This window comes from Sphingomonas sp. GW821-FHT04B01 (genome assembly GCF_059420425.1).
This window is the reverse complement of the sequence record NZ_JBWKTR010000007.1, coordinates 122,392-136,752: the sequence shown is the minus strand read 5'-3', so window position 1 is coordinate 136,752 and position 14,361 is coordinate 122,392. Positions and strand designations below refer to the sequence as shown.

Here is a 14,361-nt window from a genome sequence, read left to right as displayed (position 1 = left end):
TCGATGGCGAAGGGGGACGCGTGATGTGGCGATATTGGGCGATCGGTACGGCGGTGCTCGCGGCGGTGGCGGCCGGGGCGATGCTGTTCGGCGGATCCGGGCGGCCGGCGTTGCTGCCGGCGCAGCCCGCGGCGCAGGCCGCCGCAGCGCCGGCGACGGGGGCCGCCGCTGCCGACCCGGTGCCCGAAGCCTCCGAGGCGACACGCGAGCAGAAACGCTTCGCGCGCTACGATCGCGATCAGGACGGCAAGGTGACGCGCGACGAATATCTCGCCAACCGGCGCAAGGGCTTCGCCAAGCTCGACGTCAATGGCGATGGCCGGCTCGACTTCGACGAATGGGCGGCCAAGGCGACCGCCAAGTTCGTCGCCGCCGACCATGACAAATCCGGTGCGATGGACGCCGCCGAATTCGCCACCACCGCGGTCAAGCGGAAGCCATCGTCCCGGCCGAAATGTCCGCCGACGGCTGCGGCGCCGGCGGAGGAGAGTTGAGCCAGCCGGCGAAGGCGGCGCGCGCGCGATCGGTGTACATCCGCTTGCGGTCGGCCTTCTTGGTGCGGCCGGGGATCGGCGGCATCAGCCCGAAATTGACGTTCATCGGCTGATAGGTCTCCGCCTCCGCGCCGCCGGTGATATGGCCGAGCAAGGCGCCAAGCGCGGTCTCGACCGGCGGCGGCGCGAGCGTCTCGCCCGCCAGCTCCGCCGCGGCGAAGCGGCCGGCGAGCAGGCCGATCGCGGCGCTCTCGATATAGCCCTCGCAGCCGGTGATCTGGCCGGCGAAGCGCAGGTTCGGGCGGCTCTTCAGCCGCAGCGTCGGGTCGAGCAATTCGGGCGAGCGGATGAAGGTGTTGCGATGCAGACCGCCGAGGCGTGCGAATTCCGCATTCTGCAGGCCGGGGATGGTGCGGAACAGCCGCACCTGTTCGGCATGCTTCAGCTTGGTCTGGAAGCCGACGATGTTCCAGAGCGTGCCCTGCGCATTGTCCTGGCGAAGCTGGACCACCGCATAGGGCCAGCGGCCGGTGCGGGGATTGTCGAGCCCGACCGGCTTCATCGGGCCGTAGCGCAACGTGTCGAGCCCGCGCTCGGCCATCACCTCGATCGGCATGCAGCCCTCGAAATAGGGCGTATCCTTCTCCCAGTCCTTGAACTCGCTCTTCTCGCCGGCAAGCAAGGCGGCGTGGAAGGCGAGATATTGCTCCTTGTCCATCGGGCAGTTGATGTAATCCGCCTCGCCCTTGTCCCAGCGCGACGCCTTCCATGCGACGTCCATGTCGATCGTGTCGGCGTGGACGATGGGGGCGAGCGCATCGAAGAAGGCGAGCGCCTCCGCGCCGGTCGCGCCGCCGATCGCCTGCGCCAGCCCCGCTGCGGTGAGCGGCCCGGTGGCAAGGATCGCCGGCCCGTCCGGCAGCGCGTCGACGCGTTCGCGGACCAGCGTGACGTTGGGATGATCGGCGAGCGCCGCGGTGACGCCGGCGGAATAGCCGTCGCGGTCGACCGCCAGCGCCGACCCGGCGGGGACGCGATGCGCATCCGCCTGGCGCATGATCAGCGAGCCCATCGCGCGCATTTCCTGATGGAGCAGGCCGACCGCATTGGCCTCCGCATCGTCGGAGCGGAAGCTGTTCGAGCAGACGAGTTCGGCGAGATGATCGGTCTGGTGCGCCGGCGTACGCTCGCCCGAGCCGCGCATCTCCGACAGGCGGACGCGATAGCCCGCCTCGGCGAGCTGCCAGGCGGCATCCGAACCGGCGAGGCCGCCGCCGACGATATGGATATCATGGGTCATATGGGTGCCTTAGGCCGCACCGGGGCGGCGGGCAACGCGGCGGTCGGCTCGTGCGTTCGGCCGGCATGACCACGATCTACACCATCGGCTATGAGGCCACGACGATGGCCGACTTCCTCGCCGCCCTTAACCGTGCGGGGGTGAAAAGGGTGATCGACGTGCGTGCGCTGCCGTTGTCGCGGCGGCCCGGCTTCTCGAAATCCTCGCTCGCCGCCAGCCTCGCCGAGGCGGGGATCGCCTATGTCCACCTCAAGGCGCTCGGCACCCCCAAGCGCGGGCGCGACGCTGCCAAGAAGGGCGACGTGGCGACGCTGGAGGCGGTATATGAGGAGCAACTCGAACTGCCCGAGGCGCAGGCGGCCGCCGCCATCATGCTGGGATTGGCGGCGGAGACGCCGAGCGCGCTGCTCTGCTTCGAGCGAGATCCGAAACATTGCCATCGTACGCTGCTGCTCGAGGCGGTCGGCGAGGGGGCGGAGGTTGTCGACCTGTATACATGAGCGGGCTCTCCGGAGCCGTTCCGGGCCTTCAAGTGCCTCCGTCGCTTTCCAATCCCATCCTCGTCACCCCGGACTGGTTCCGGGGTCCACTAGGCGGCGAGGAGAGCGGCTTGAGCGGGCACCATTCTCCTGCGGACCGGTGGACCCCGGAACGAGTCCGGGGTGACGGGGTGGATGTGGAAGCGGCTCGATCCTCATCCCCGCAGCCAAATGCGATAGCCTTGGGGCGAACGGCGTGATGGTGGGGCCGCTCACACCTTGCCCGGCACCGCTTCCCCCAGCCGCCGCACGCGCCGGATGCGGGGCTCGCGGTCGATCTCCGCCTCCGCGCGGATCGACTGGCGCAGTTCGTCGCGCTTCTCGTGGATCGAGGCGATCACCGGTCCCATCGCGACGCCGAGGTCGACCAGCACCGCCTCGGACAATTGCAGTGAGCTTTCCAGCGTCTCGGGCACCGCGTCGGTCACGCCGGCGCGATAGAGTTCGGCGGCATGGTGCGGATCGCGGGCGCGGGCGATGATCGGCAGCGCCGGGGCGAGCGCGCGCATCCGCCGGGTAAGCTGTACGGTCAGCACCGGATCGTCCATCGTCAGGATCAGCGCGCGGGCACGGGCGAGGTCGAGCCGCTCGACCCAGTCGCCACGCGCGATGTCGCCGAACAGCACCGGATGGCCGCTGCGCCGCGCCTCGGCGACGGTGTCGATGTCCGCCTCGACCGCGATATAGCGCTGGCCGTGGACCGCGAGCATGTCGGACACCATCCGCCCGACGCGGCCGAAGCCGATCACCACCGCGCCCGGTCCCTCGCCGAGCGTATCCTCGGGCAGGCCGTCGCCGGGGGTGAAGCGGTCGATGCCGCGCGACAGACGCTGGCCCGCCTTGGCGAGCAGCGGCGTGATGGTGAGGCCGATCGCGGTCACCGTCTGCCAGAAGGCGGCGGTCGACGGCAGGATGAGCTGCGCCTGTGCCGCGGTGGCGAGCACGATCAGCGTCGTCTCCGACGGGCTGCCCATCAGCAGCCCGGTCTCGGCGGCGATGCCGCGCCCGGTCTGCGCGACGCGGAGCAGCAGATAGGTGACGACCGCCTTGACCCCGACCACCGCGACCACCGCGCCGAGCAGCGACGGCCAATTGGCCAGCACCTCGCGCAGGTTGACGCTCATCCCGACGGTGATCAGGAAGACGCCGAGCGCGAGGCCCTTGAAAGGCGCGGTCATCACCTCGACCTCGGTGTGATATTCGGTCTCGGCGATCAGCAGCCCGGCGAGCACCGCGCCGACGATCGGCGACAGGCCGGCGGCGGTGGTCGCGACGCTGGCGGTGATGACGACGAGCAGCGAGGCGGCGAGGAAGAGTTCCGGGCTCTTGGTGCGCGCCGCCTGCGCGAACAGCCGCGGCAGCACCAGCCGGCCGCCGAGGTACATCACCACCACCGTCGCCAGCCCGCGCAATGCGACGCCGGCGATGCCGACCCAGCCGTCGGGGCTGGCGGTCGGCGCCATCGCGCCGAGCGCGAAGATGATCGGCACCAGCGCGAGATCCTCGAACAGCAGCATCGCAAAGGCGGCGCGGCCGACCGGACTGGTCGTGCCGACGAGCGGCAGCACCAGAGCGGTCGAGGACAAGGCCAGCGCGAGGCCGAGGCCGGCGGCGCCGCCCCAATCCTGGCCGAGCAGATGGACCGCCACCGCGATCAGCGCCGCCGAGCCGATCAGCTCGGCCGGGCCGGTGCCGAACACCTGCGCACGCATCGACCACAAGCGCTTGAACGAGAGTTCGAGCCCGATCGAGAACAGCAGCAGCACGATGCCGAATTCGGCGAAGGGCTCGATCGAATCGGGATCGGAGATGGTGAGGTAATAGAGCCACGGCGCCCGGTCGGTCAGCGCGCCGAGCCCGTCGGGGCCGACGAGCATGCCGACGAGGATGAAGCCGATGATCGGGCTGACCCGAAAGCGCGCGAAGGCGGGGATCACCAGCCCCGCCGCCCCCAGGATCACCAGCGCGTCGCTGAAGCCCGCATTGTCCAGTCCGATCGCCATAAGGGGATTGTAGGCACAAGACGTGAAATGTCAGCCGATGATTGCAATTTCCTCGCGCGCGCGGCCGGGCAGGGGATCGGCCGTCTCACGCCGCGAACCGATAGTCGCGGAATTGCTCGCGCAGCGCCGTCTTGAGCAATTTGCCCGTTGCGGTGTGCGGCAGCGTATCGACGAATTCGATTCCATCGGGCAGCCACCATTTCGCCACCACGCCGGCGAGATGGTCGAGGATCGCGCGCGCGTCGACGTCGCTGCCCGGCTTGCGGACGACGACGAGCAGCGGTCGTTCGTCCCATTTGGGATGGGGGATGCCGATCGCCGCCGCCTCGGCGACGCCGGGGCAGCCGACCGCGGCATTCTCCAGCTCGACCGAGCTGATCCACTCGCCGCCCGATTTGATCACGTCCTTCGAGCGGTCGGTGATCTGCATCGTGCCGTCGGGGTGGATCACCGCGACGTCGCCGGTGTCGAACCAGCCATCGGCGTCGATCGCATCCGCCTCGGCGCGGAAATAGCGTTTGATCACCCACGGGCCGCGGATGTGCAGCCGTCCCGCGCTGGTGCCGTCGCGGGGCAGCGGCGTACCGTCGTCGTCGCGGACGACGAGTTCGACGCCATAAGGCACGCTGCCCTGCCGGGTGAGCAGGTCGAGCTGGCGCTCGCGCGGCCAGCTCTGCCAGTCCGGCGGCGGCGCGGCGGCGGTGGCGACCGGCGAGGTCTCGGTCATCCCCCACAAATGCTTGACCTCGACGCCCATGTCGATCAGCCGCGCGATCATCGCGCGCGGCGCCGCCGAGCCGCCGATCGTCGCCATCCTGAGCGCGCGCGGCGCCTCGCCGGTCGCATCGATATGCGCGAACATCGCCAGCCATACCGTCGGCACCCCCGACGAGATCGTGACGCCCTCGCGGTTCATCAGATCGCACAGCACCTTGGCGTCGTTGACCGCGGAGAAGACGAGCTTCGCGCCGGCGAGCGGCGCGGCGAACGGCGTACCCCAGGCGGCGGCGTGGAACAGCGGCACGACCGGCAGCAACACCGCCGCCGATGACAGGCCGAGCACCGCGGGCGACGCGACGAGCAGCGCGTGGAGCAGGATCGAGCGATGGTCATACAGCACGCCCTTGGGATGGCCGGTGGTGCCGCTGGTGTAGCAGAGCATGCAGCCCTCCCGCTCCGATCCGGTGACCCAGTCATAGTCGCCGTCCTCGGGCGCGATCAGCGCGGCGAAGCCGTCGGGGCCGTCGTCGTCCATCACCACATAATGGTCGATGCTGGTCCATCGCGTCCGCAGCCGGTCGACGATCGGCTGGAAGGCGCGATCGTAGAGCAACACGCGATCCTCGGCATGGTTGGCGATGTAGACGAGCTGGTCGTCGAACAGGCGCGGGTTGATCGTATGGATCACCGCGCCCATGCCGATCGTCGCATACCATGCGGCGAGATGATGGCCGTGGTTCATCGCCAGCGTCGCGACGCGCTCGCCGCGCTGCACCCCGAGCCGTTCGAGTGCCTGCGCCAGCCGTTTGGCGTCATGCGACAGGGTACGCCAGTCGCTGCGCGTCTCGCTGCCGTCGGCCCAGCGGGTGACGATCTCGCGGGTCGGGTGCTCGCGCGCGGCGTGATCGATCAGCGTCGATACCCTGAGCTCGAAATCCTGCATCCCGCCGAGCATCGATTCGTCCTTTCCCATGGTGCGCGGGGGTCATCCCACATCGGACCGAACCATACCGCAGGAAGGAGGCGAGGCAAGCTCACGAGGCGTGACGAAGGATTGCCACACCGTCACCCCGGACTTGTTCCGGGGGCCACTCTGCGGCCAGGAGAAAGGCTTGATCCGAGACCATTCCCCTGCGGGCGGGTGGACCCCGGAACGAGTCCGGGGTGACGAATCTCATGAGGAAGCCGATCGAACCTCATCACAATTGCTATATGCGATGGCCCTTGGAGAGGGAGGCTGAACGCGACCCCCCGCTTCAGTTCCCCGTCACCGTCCGCGATTGCGGGCTCACGCTGCCGTTCACCGCGATCGCGGTGTTGCTCGGCCGTCCGGCGATGCGCACCGCCGCGGCGCCGGGCAGGCCGGGGAAGCGCGGCCACAGGCCCTGTGCCAGCGCGGAGCGGCTGACCGATGCCTTGCGGCCGCCCTGCGCCTCGTACATCCAGTAATTGCGCAGCACCGTCGTCACATAGCCGCGCGTCTCCCAATAAGGGATGCTCTCAATATAGAGCAGCGGGTCGCCGTTATCGTGGACGATCGCGTTCCAGTCTCCGACCGGACGCGGCCCGGCGTTATAGGCGGCGATCACCTTGGGCAGCAGCCCGCCGGTCACGCCGGCCATGTCGCGCAGCCGTTCGAGATGGCGCTGGCCGATATCCATGTTGGTGGCGGGCTTGGTAAGCGCCGCCTTGTCGAGCGGCAGGCCGCGCTCGCGCGAATAATCGGTCGCGGCGGCGGGCATGATCTGCATCAGGCCATAGGCGCCGGCCGGGCTCACCACCTTGTTGCGGAAGCCGCTCTCCTCAAGCGTGTGGGCGTAGACGAGCGCCTTGTCGACACGCCAGCCGCTCGACGGCGTCCAGTTCGGCGTCGGATAGCGCGCCTCGGCGGTGGCGACGACGCCCTGCGGGCAATTGTGCGCCAGCCATACGGTGGTCGCGGGCAGGCTCAACGCCTCGGCGACGCGGACGAGGCTGCCGAATTCGGACGGGTCGCCGATCCGTGCCTGCTGGCGCACGACGGTGTCGGCAAGGTCGGTCTCGCCGATCTCGGCGAGCGCGGCGGCGACGCGGATATTGGGCCGCTTGTCGAGCCGCGCCCAGTCCGCCGCGACGATTTGCGTCGACGGCTTGCCCTTGTCCTTGATCAGCAGTGCCTGACGCGACAATTGGCCGTAGAAGCTCTCAGAGAATTGCGCGGCGGATTGCAGTCGCGCTTGCACCTTGTCGGGCCGGCCGCAGACCATGTCGGCGCGCGACGTCCAATAGAGCGCGGCGGCGCGCAGATCGACGTCGGTCGCGCGTGCGGCGACGCCCTCGAAGCCGCTTTCCGCCGCGGCGCAATCGTTCTGGCGCCATGCCGCGAGCGCACCGGTCCAGCGGCCCTGCACCGCCCAGTCGCCATAGCCGGCGGCGGCCTTCGCCGCCATCGCCCGGGTGTTGGCGTCGTCGCCGGTGAGAAAATACATCCAGGCGACTTTCGCCTGCCATTCGGTCTGCGCCTCGATGGTCAGGCCCGGCGTCGTCTCGAGCAGCGCCTGCGCCTCGGGCCCCATGTCGGCCTTGACGAACGGCTGCATCTTGAGCGCCAGATCGGCGGCGATCTCGTCGCTCTTCGTCGCCTTGGCGCGGACGCGGCGGGGGGCGCCGTCCTGCCAGATCAATCGCTGCGCCTGCGGCAGCGGCGGCAGTTCGGCCGCGCCGCGTGACTTGGCGAGGCGGGCAAGCGATTCGGCCTCGGGCAGTTCGGGCGCCTCGTTGAGCAAAGCGACGAGCGGCTCCAGCTCGACGCGCGGCGAGCCCTTGGCGGTGAACAGCTCGGCACGCGCGATCGCATGGAGCGGGCCGGGCTTCATCGCGTCGAGCCCGAGCTGCGCGTCCTGCCATTTGCCGTCGCGGATCGCCTGGAACACCGCGCGATAGCCCTCGCGCTGCGTCGCATCGAGCTGATCGGGGATGCGATCGGCGAGGGCGGTCGCCGCGGGCAGTCTGGCGTCGCCGGCGGGTTCGGTCGGCCCGGCGGCATGCGCGGCGGCGGGCAGCGCGATCAGCGCCAGGGTCAGCGCGAGCGTGCGGGTCATGCGGGCAGGTTTCCCATCAGCAATTGCAGATCCTTCCAGGCCTCCGCCTTCGCCACGGGCTTCTCGATGAGGAAGCGCGGGTGAAAGCTGGCGACGACCCCGGTCTCTCCGCTCTTATGGTTAAATGAATGCAAAGACCCGCGCGTCCCCGGCATTTCCGCCCCCAGAATGGCACGGCTGGCCGCATTGCCGAGCAGCAGCAGCCGTTTTGGCGCGACCAGCCCGATATGGTGCTTCGAAATGTCGGACAGCCGCGTCTCGGTATCGCGCGGCATCCGCCCGGCCACCGGCCGTCTGGCGCAGACCGCGGCGAGGTGGATCGTGTCGCGCGACAGGCCGATCGCGGCGAGCATCCGGTCGAACAGGGCGCCGGCGGCGCCGCTCAGCAAGGTGCCCGCCTCGCCGTCGTCCTTGTCGGGGCAATCGACGAGGACCATGATCGCGGCGTCGGGCGGGCCGCTGGCGGCGATCGACACGCCGCGCCACTCGACCTCGGGCACCGCATCGCCCAGCCGCCACGCGATGAAGTCGGCGAGCGCGTCGGGCATCGTCGCGGCGGCGGGGGCGGCCGGCACCGCGGCCGCGGAGACCGCTGCGGCGAAGGCGACGGGCGCCGGCATCGGCTGGCTCAGCCAGTCGCGCGGCGCATCCTCGACGAGCGTGTCGACGCCCGCCTCCTGCCACCAGTCGAGCGCGCTGCCGACGCTGCTCATCCAGTCGATATGCTGATCGGCCCCCACATTATTCCTTTTTGTTGCGACGATCCTTCTCCAGGTTGACGTTTGCGTCAACTTGTCCGATCGCGGGCCGGAGACGAGCCGTTGTCGTCGTGCGCCTGAACGCTTTTGCCGCCGCCGACAACATACAAGCGTGATGCACCGCGGACGGTGCCCGGGAGTGGAATGATGTCGACACGCGAATCGATGCCCTATGACGTGGTGATCGTCGGCGCCGGCCCGGCGGGCCTGTCGGCGGCGATCCGCTTCAAACAGGTCGCGGCCGAGCAGGGCGCGGACCTGTCGGTCTGCGTGCTGGAGAAGGGCTCGGAGGTCGGCGCGCACATCCTGTCGGGTGCGGTGATCGATCCGCGCAGCCTCGACGAACTGCTGCCGAACTGGCGCGAGGACGGCTGCCCGCTCGCCGAGGTGCCGGTGACCGAAAATCACCATTGGGTGCTGACCGCGACCGGCAAGCGCACTTTGCCCGAATTCCTCACCCCGCCGTTCATGCACAACAAGGGGACCTATACCGGCAGCCTCGGCAATCTGTGCCGCTGGCTGGCGGGCAAGGCCGAGGAGCTGGGCGTCGAGATCTTCCCCGGCTTCGCCGCCGCGGAGATTTTGTTCGACGAACAGGGCAGGGTGAAGGGCGTCGCCACCGGCGACATGGGCGTCGCACGCGACGGCACGCACAAGCCCGATTACACGCCGGGGCTCGAGCTCCACGCCAAATACACCTTCTTCGCCGAGGGCGTGCGCGGCCACCTCACCAAGGAAGTGATCCGCACCTTCGATCTGGCCAAGGATGCGCAGCCGCAGGTCTATGGCCTCGGCATCAAGGAATTGTGGGACATCGATCCCGCGCTGCACAGTCCCGGCCGCGTCATCCATACGCAGGGCTGGCCGCTCGGCGACGACGCCAACGGCGGCAGCTGGCTGTATCATCAGGCGAACGGACAGGTCAGCCTCGGCTTCGTCACCTGGCTCAATTACACCAATCCCTATCTGTCGCCCTTCCAGGAGATGCAGAAGTGGAAGACCCATCCCGAGATCGCCGCGATCCTCAAGGGCGGCAAGCGCGTGTCCTATGGTGCGCGCGCGATCAATGACGGCGGGTTGCAGTCGATCCCGAAGCTGGTCTTCCCCGGCGGCGCGCTGATCGGCTGTTCGGCGGGCTTCCTCAACGTGCCGCGGCTCAAGGGCACGCATGGCGCGATGAAGTCGGGGATGATGGCCGCCGAGGCTGCGGTCGCGGCGATCCTGTCGCAGCGCGAGCACGACGAACTGGCCGCCTATCCCGCGGCGTTCGAGACGTCTTGGCTGCACAAGGAGCTGTCGGTCGTCCGCAACGTCGTGCCGCTGGTCAAGAAGTTCGGCGACTTCCTCGGCTCGGGCCTCGCCGGCGTGACGATGTGGCTGGAGCATTTCGGGCTCAAGATGCCGTTCACGATGAAGCATCATCCCGATCACGAAAGCCTGTGGCGCAAGGATCTGGTCAAGCCGCCGGTCTATCCCAAGCCCGACGGCGTGCTGACCTTCGACCGCCTCTCCTCGGTGTTCCTGTCGAACACCAATCACGAGGAGGACCAGCCGGTCCATCTGACGCTGAGGGACCCGAACGTGCCGGTCGAATACGACCTGCCGCTCTACGACGAACCCGCGCAACGCTATTGCCCGGCCGGCGTTTACGAGATCGTGGGCCAGGAGACCGGCGATCCCAAGTTCGTGATCAACGCGCAGAACTGCGTCCACTGCAAGACGTGCGACATCAAGGACCCGACCCAGAACATCAACTGGGTGGTGCCGGAGGGTGGTGGAGGCCCGAATTATCCCAATATGTAAACGCCTGTTCCTCGCGTCGCTGCTGAGCTTCGGCGCGGTCCCGCCGGCAGCGGCCGACACCGGTCATCTCGCCGACTATCTCAAGGCCGGCGCCGCCGATGCCGACGGCCGGGTCGATCTCGCCGCCGCCGGCTATGCCCGCGCGCTCGCCGCCGCGCCGGCGAGCACGGCCGTCGCGTTGCGCGCCTATCGCGAGGCGCTGGCCGCCGGCGACGTCGCGCTCGCCACCCGCGCCGTCGCGGTGCTGCGCGGCCGGCCCGAAGCGCCCGCCGACCTGCCGCTGCTGCCGCTCGCCGTCGCCGCGGCGAAACAGGACGTCGCCGGCGCGAGCGCGGCGACCGATGCGCTCGCCGCGACGCCGCTGGCGGTGCTGGTGCCGTCGCTGCGCGCGTGGATCGCGTTCGCGGAAGGGACCGATCCCGCGCCGCAGATCGCCCGCGCGGGGAAGGACCCGGTCAGCCAGCGGCTCACCGCCGAGACCGCGGCGCTGCTCCAGATCGCCCGCGGCGATACCGCACGGGGGCTGGCCACCATCCAGGCGCTGCGCGAGACGGGGTCGCCGGTCGACCTGCGCCTGTCCGCCGGGCAGTTGCTGTTCGGTCGCGGCGAGACCGATCGGGCGCGCGCGCTGCTCGCCGGCGGCGATCCGGGGTTCGCGGCGGTGCGCGCGGGCGATGCCGCGCAGCCGACGCTCGGGTTCGGCGTGTCGCGGTTGCTCGGGCGGATCGCCGGCGACCTCGCCGATCAGGACGCCACCGATCTGTCGATCGCGCTCGCGCGCACCGCGGTGATCGCTTATCCCGCCAACGACCGCGCCCGGCTGCTGCTCGCCGCCGCGCTCGCCAAGGACAAGGCGATCCCGCGCGCGCTGGCGACGCTCGACGGCATCGCGCCCGCCAGTCCCTATGCGGCGACCGCCGGTGCGACGCGGATCAGCATCCTGACCACCGCCGGCCGCCCCGCCGACGCGCTGGCGCTCGCCCGCAGCGGTGCCGAGCGGGCAGGGGCGGGCGAGAGCGACTGGCAGACCTATGCCGACCAGCTCAGCGCGATGAACCGTCATCGCGAGGCGGCGGACTGGTATCGCCGCGTCGTCGACGCCGATCCGACCGCGTGGAGCGCCTGGCTGCAATATGGCGGCGCGCTCGAACAGGCGGGCGACTGGCCGGCAGGGCGCGTCGCCTTGCAGAAAGCGGTGGCGATCGCGCCGCGCGAGCCGCTCGCGCTCAACTATCTCGGCTATGCGCAGGCGGAGCGGCGGGTCGACGTGCCGCAGTCGATCGCGATGCTCGAACGCGCGCATGCGTTGAAGCCCGACGATGCCTCGATCGCCGATTCGCTCGGCTGGGCCTATTTCATCGGCGGCGACGTCACCCGCGCGCAGCCGCTGATCGAAAGCGCCGCCGCGGGCGATCCGGTCAATGCGGAGATCGGCGAGCATCTCGGCGACCTCTATTGGACCCGCGGCCGCCGTTACGAGGCGCGCTACGCCTGGCGCGCCGCGGCGCTGACCGCCTCGGCCGATGATGCGACGCGGCTCGCCACCAAGGCGGTGCAGGGGCTGCCGCGCAAATGATCGTCGAGCCGGCGCCTGCCAAGATCAACCTCGCGCTCCACGTCCGTCGTCGTCGCCCCGACGGCTATCACGAGCTGGAGACGCTGTTCGTCTTCGCCGCCGATGGCGACAGCGTGACGGTGGTGCCCGACGCGACCGACCGGTTCGCGATCACCGGACCGTTCGCCGCCGCGCTCGCCGGCGCTGCGGAGTCGGACAATCTGGTGATCCGCGCCGCGCACGCCTTCCGCGCGGCCTTCGGTATCGCGCAGCCGCATGCGATCACGCTCGACAAGCATCTGCCGATCGCCTCGGGGATCGGCGGTGGCTCGGCCGACGCGGCGGCGATGCTGCGGGCGCTCGCCGGGCTGCACGGCATCGCGCCCGACGACCCGCGGCTGTTCGTCATCGCCGAGGCGCTCGGTGCCGACGTCCCCGCCTGCCTGCTCGGCCGCGCGACGCTCGGCACGGGGAAGGGCGAGGCGTTGCTGCCGGTCGAGGGGCTGGCGGGCATGCCGTTGCTGCTGGTCAATCCCGGCGTCGCGGTGAGCACCGCGGCGGTGTTCGCGAGATGGGATGGCGTGGACCGCGGCGGCATCGCCGCCGACGGCGATCTGCTCGCGCGTGCGCTGGTCGGGCGCAACGACCTGCAGGCGCCGGCGGTGGCGATCGCGCCGGCGATCGCCGCGGTGTTGGCGCTGCTCGATGCGGCGGCGGGTGTGCGTCTGGCGCGGATGTCGGGGAGCGGCGCGACCTGTTTCGCGCTGTTCGAGTCGGTCGCGGCGCGCGACGCCGCGGCGGCGCGCGCAGCCGCCGAGGGGTGGTGGACGCTGGCGACGACGCTGACCTGAACCCGGTCTTCGCGGACGCCTTTCCGACGCGGGATGGCGAACCACCCACAATCCTGCCGCGGCTTAGCGTTCCCCTCTTGTTCCAAGAGAACAAACGCCGTACATAGCGAAACAGACGCGTTGCCCCGGTGACGCGCTTGCTCTAGCGAGGAACCTCCCGATGGCCGCCAATCTGAAAGTGATCGACACCGGCATGGCAACCGCATCCACCGACCGGCAGAAGGCGCTCGACGCCGCGCTGGCCCAGATCGACCGCGCCTTCGGCAAGGGCTCGGCAATGAAGCTCGGCGCGAAACAGTCGATGGAGGTCGAGACGATCTCCACCGGTTCGCTCGGCCTCGATATCGCGCTCGGCGTCGGCGGTCTGCCGCGCGGCCGCGTGATCGAGGTCTATGGCCCCGAATCGTCGGGCAAGACGACGCTCGCGCTGCACGTCATCGCCGAGGCGCAGAAGGGCGGCGGCACCGCCGCCTTTGTCGACGCCGAACATGCACTCGATCCCGTCTATGCCAAGAAGCTCGGCGTCAACATCGACGAGCTGATCGTCTCGCAGCCCGACACGGGCGAACAGGCGCTCGAGATCGTCGACACGCTCGTCCGCTCGAACGCGATCGACGTGCTGGTGGTCGATTCGGTCGCCGCGCTCGTGCCCCGTGCGGAAATCGAGGGCGAGATGGGCGACAGCCACGTCGGACTGCAGGCCCGGCTGATGTCGCAGTCGCTGCGCAAGCTGACCGGTTCGATCAGCCGCTCGCGCTGCATGGTGATCTTCATCAACCAGCTGCGCATGAAGATCGGCGTGATGTACGGCAACCCGGAGACGACGACGGGCGGCAACGCGCTGAAATTCTACGCCTCGGTCCGTCTCGACATCCGCCGCACCGGCGCGATCAAGGACAAGGAAGAGGTCACCGGCAACGCTACGCGCGTCAAGGTCGTCAAGAACAAGGTCGCGCCGCCGTTCAAGCAGGTCGAATTCGACATCATGTACGGCGAGGGCATCTCCAAGATCGGCGAGATCCTCGATCTCGGCGTGAAGGCCGGGCTGGTCGAGAAATCGGGTGCGTGGTTCAGCTACGATAGCGTCCGCATCGGCCAGGGCCGCGAGAATTCGAAGACCTATCTGCGCGAGCATCCCGAAATGGCCGACCGCCTCGAAAAGGCGATCCGTCAGCGCACCGAGAAGGTCGCCGAGGAGATGATGGCCGGCCCGGAAGCCGACGACGACATCTGATGTCGGCGCATCGATAAGCACGGA

Annotated in this window: 11 protein-coding genes; 6 read left to right on the top strand and 5 right to left on the bottom strand. The window is 69.5% G+C overall.

Annotated elements, in window-relative coordinates; all coding sequences use genetic code 11:
- The first annotated feature begins 23 nt into the window (after positions 1-23).
- Positions 24-494 (top strand): EF-hand domain-containing protein, encoded by a 471-nt coding sequence (locus AC07UH_RS16030; protein ID WP_495181173.1) that lies wholly within the window; start codon positions 24-26, stop codon positions 492-494.
- On the opposite strand, the gene trmFO is transcribed toward AC07UH_RS16030, so the two are convergent.
- Positions 427-1,794, bottom strand: coding sequence for a methylenetetrahydrofolate--tRNA-(uracil(54)-C(5))-methyltransferase (FADH(2)-oxidizing) TrmFO (gene trmFO / locus AC07UH_RS16025; RefSeq protein ID WP_495181041.1), 1,368 nt, complete (start codon positions 1,792-1,794; stop codon positions 427-429). The two genes, AC07UH_RS16030 and trmFO, sit on opposite strands and share 68 nt — an antisense overlap.
- A gap of 65 nt (positions 1,795-1,859) precedes the next feature.
- Between trmFO and AC07UH_RS16020 the strand changes: the two genes are divergently transcribed.
- Positions 1,860-2,294, top strand: a complete 435-nt coding sequence (locus AC07UH_RS16020) for a DUF488 domain-containing protein (protein ID WP_495181040.1) — start codon at positions 1,860-1,862, stop codon at positions 2,292-2,294.
- 251 nt (positions 2,295-2,545) lie between these two features.
- On the opposite strand, the gene AC07UH_RS16015 is transcribed toward AC07UH_RS16020, so the two are convergent.
- The 4 genes from AC07UH_RS16015 to AC07UH_RS16000 form a co-directional block, all read right to left on the bottom strand.
- Entirely contained in the window at positions 2,546-4,336 is a 1,791-nt protein-coding gene (locus AC07UH_RS16015; RefSeq protein ID WP_495181039.1) for a cation:proton antiporter domain-containing protein, read from the bottom strand.
- 85 nt (positions 4,337-4,421) lie between these two features.
- Complete coding sequence (locus tag AC07UH_RS16010) at positions 4,422-6,011, bottom strand: long-chain fatty acid--CoA ligase (protein WP_495181172.1); 1,590 nt, start codon at positions 6,009-6,011, stop codon at positions 4,422-4,424.
- 301 nt (positions 6,012-6,312) lie between these two features.
- Positions 6,313-8,136 carry a lytic transglycosylase domain-containing protein gene (locus AC07UH_RS16005; RefSeq protein WP_495181038.1) on the bottom strand — a complete coding sequence of 608 codons (1,824 nt, stop codon included), beginning with the start codon at positions 8,134-8,136 and terminating at the stop codon, positions 6,313-6,315.
- The gene (locus tag AC07UH_RS16000; RefSeq protein WP_495181037.1) at positions 8,133-8,876 is read right to left on the bottom strand and encodes a uracil-DNA glycosylase; all 744 of its coding nucleotides are present in this window, start codon (positions 8,874-8,876) and stop codon (positions 8,133-8,135) included. Before AC07UH_RS16000 ends, AC07UH_RS16005 begins: the two co-directional genes overlap by 4 nt.
- 165 nt (positions 8,877-9,041) lie before the next feature.
- Between AC07UH_RS16000 and AC07UH_RS15995 the strand changes: the two genes are divergently transcribed.
- From AC07UH_RS15995 to recA, 4 genes are all read left to right on the top strand, one after another.
- Positions 9,042-10,697 carry an electron transfer flavoprotein-ubiquinone oxidoreductase gene (locus tag AC07UH_RS15995; RefSeq protein ID WP_495181036.1) on the top strand — a complete coding sequence of 552 codons (1,656 nt, stop codon included), beginning with the start codon at positions 9,042-9,044 and terminating at the stop codon, positions 10,695-10,697.
- Entirely contained in the window at positions 10,669-12,273 is a 1,605-nt protein-coding gene (locus tag AC07UH_RS15990) for a tetratricopeptide repeat protein (RefSeq protein ID WP_495181035.1), read from the top strand. The genes AC07UH_RS15995 and AC07UH_RS15990 overlap by 29 nt, the downstream gene beginning before the upstream one ends.
- Positions 12,270-13,103: a 4-(cytidine 5'-diphospho)-2-C-methyl-D-erythritol kinase gene (locus tag AC07UH_RS15985; RefSeq protein ID WP_495181034.1), complete on the top strand. Its 834-nt coding sequence runs from the start codon at positions 12,270-12,272 to the stop codon at positions 13,101-13,103. Before AC07UH_RS15990 ends, AC07UH_RS15985 begins: the two co-directional genes overlap by 4 nt.
- A gap of 160 nt (positions 13,104-13,263) precedes the next feature.
- Positions 13,264-14,337, top strand: a complete 1,074-nt coding sequence (recA, locus tag AC07UH_RS15980; RefSeq protein WP_038658396.1) for a recombinase RecA — start codon at positions 13,264-13,266, stop codon at positions 14,335-14,337.
- The last annotated feature ends 24 nt before the right edge of the window (positions 14,338-14,361 follow it).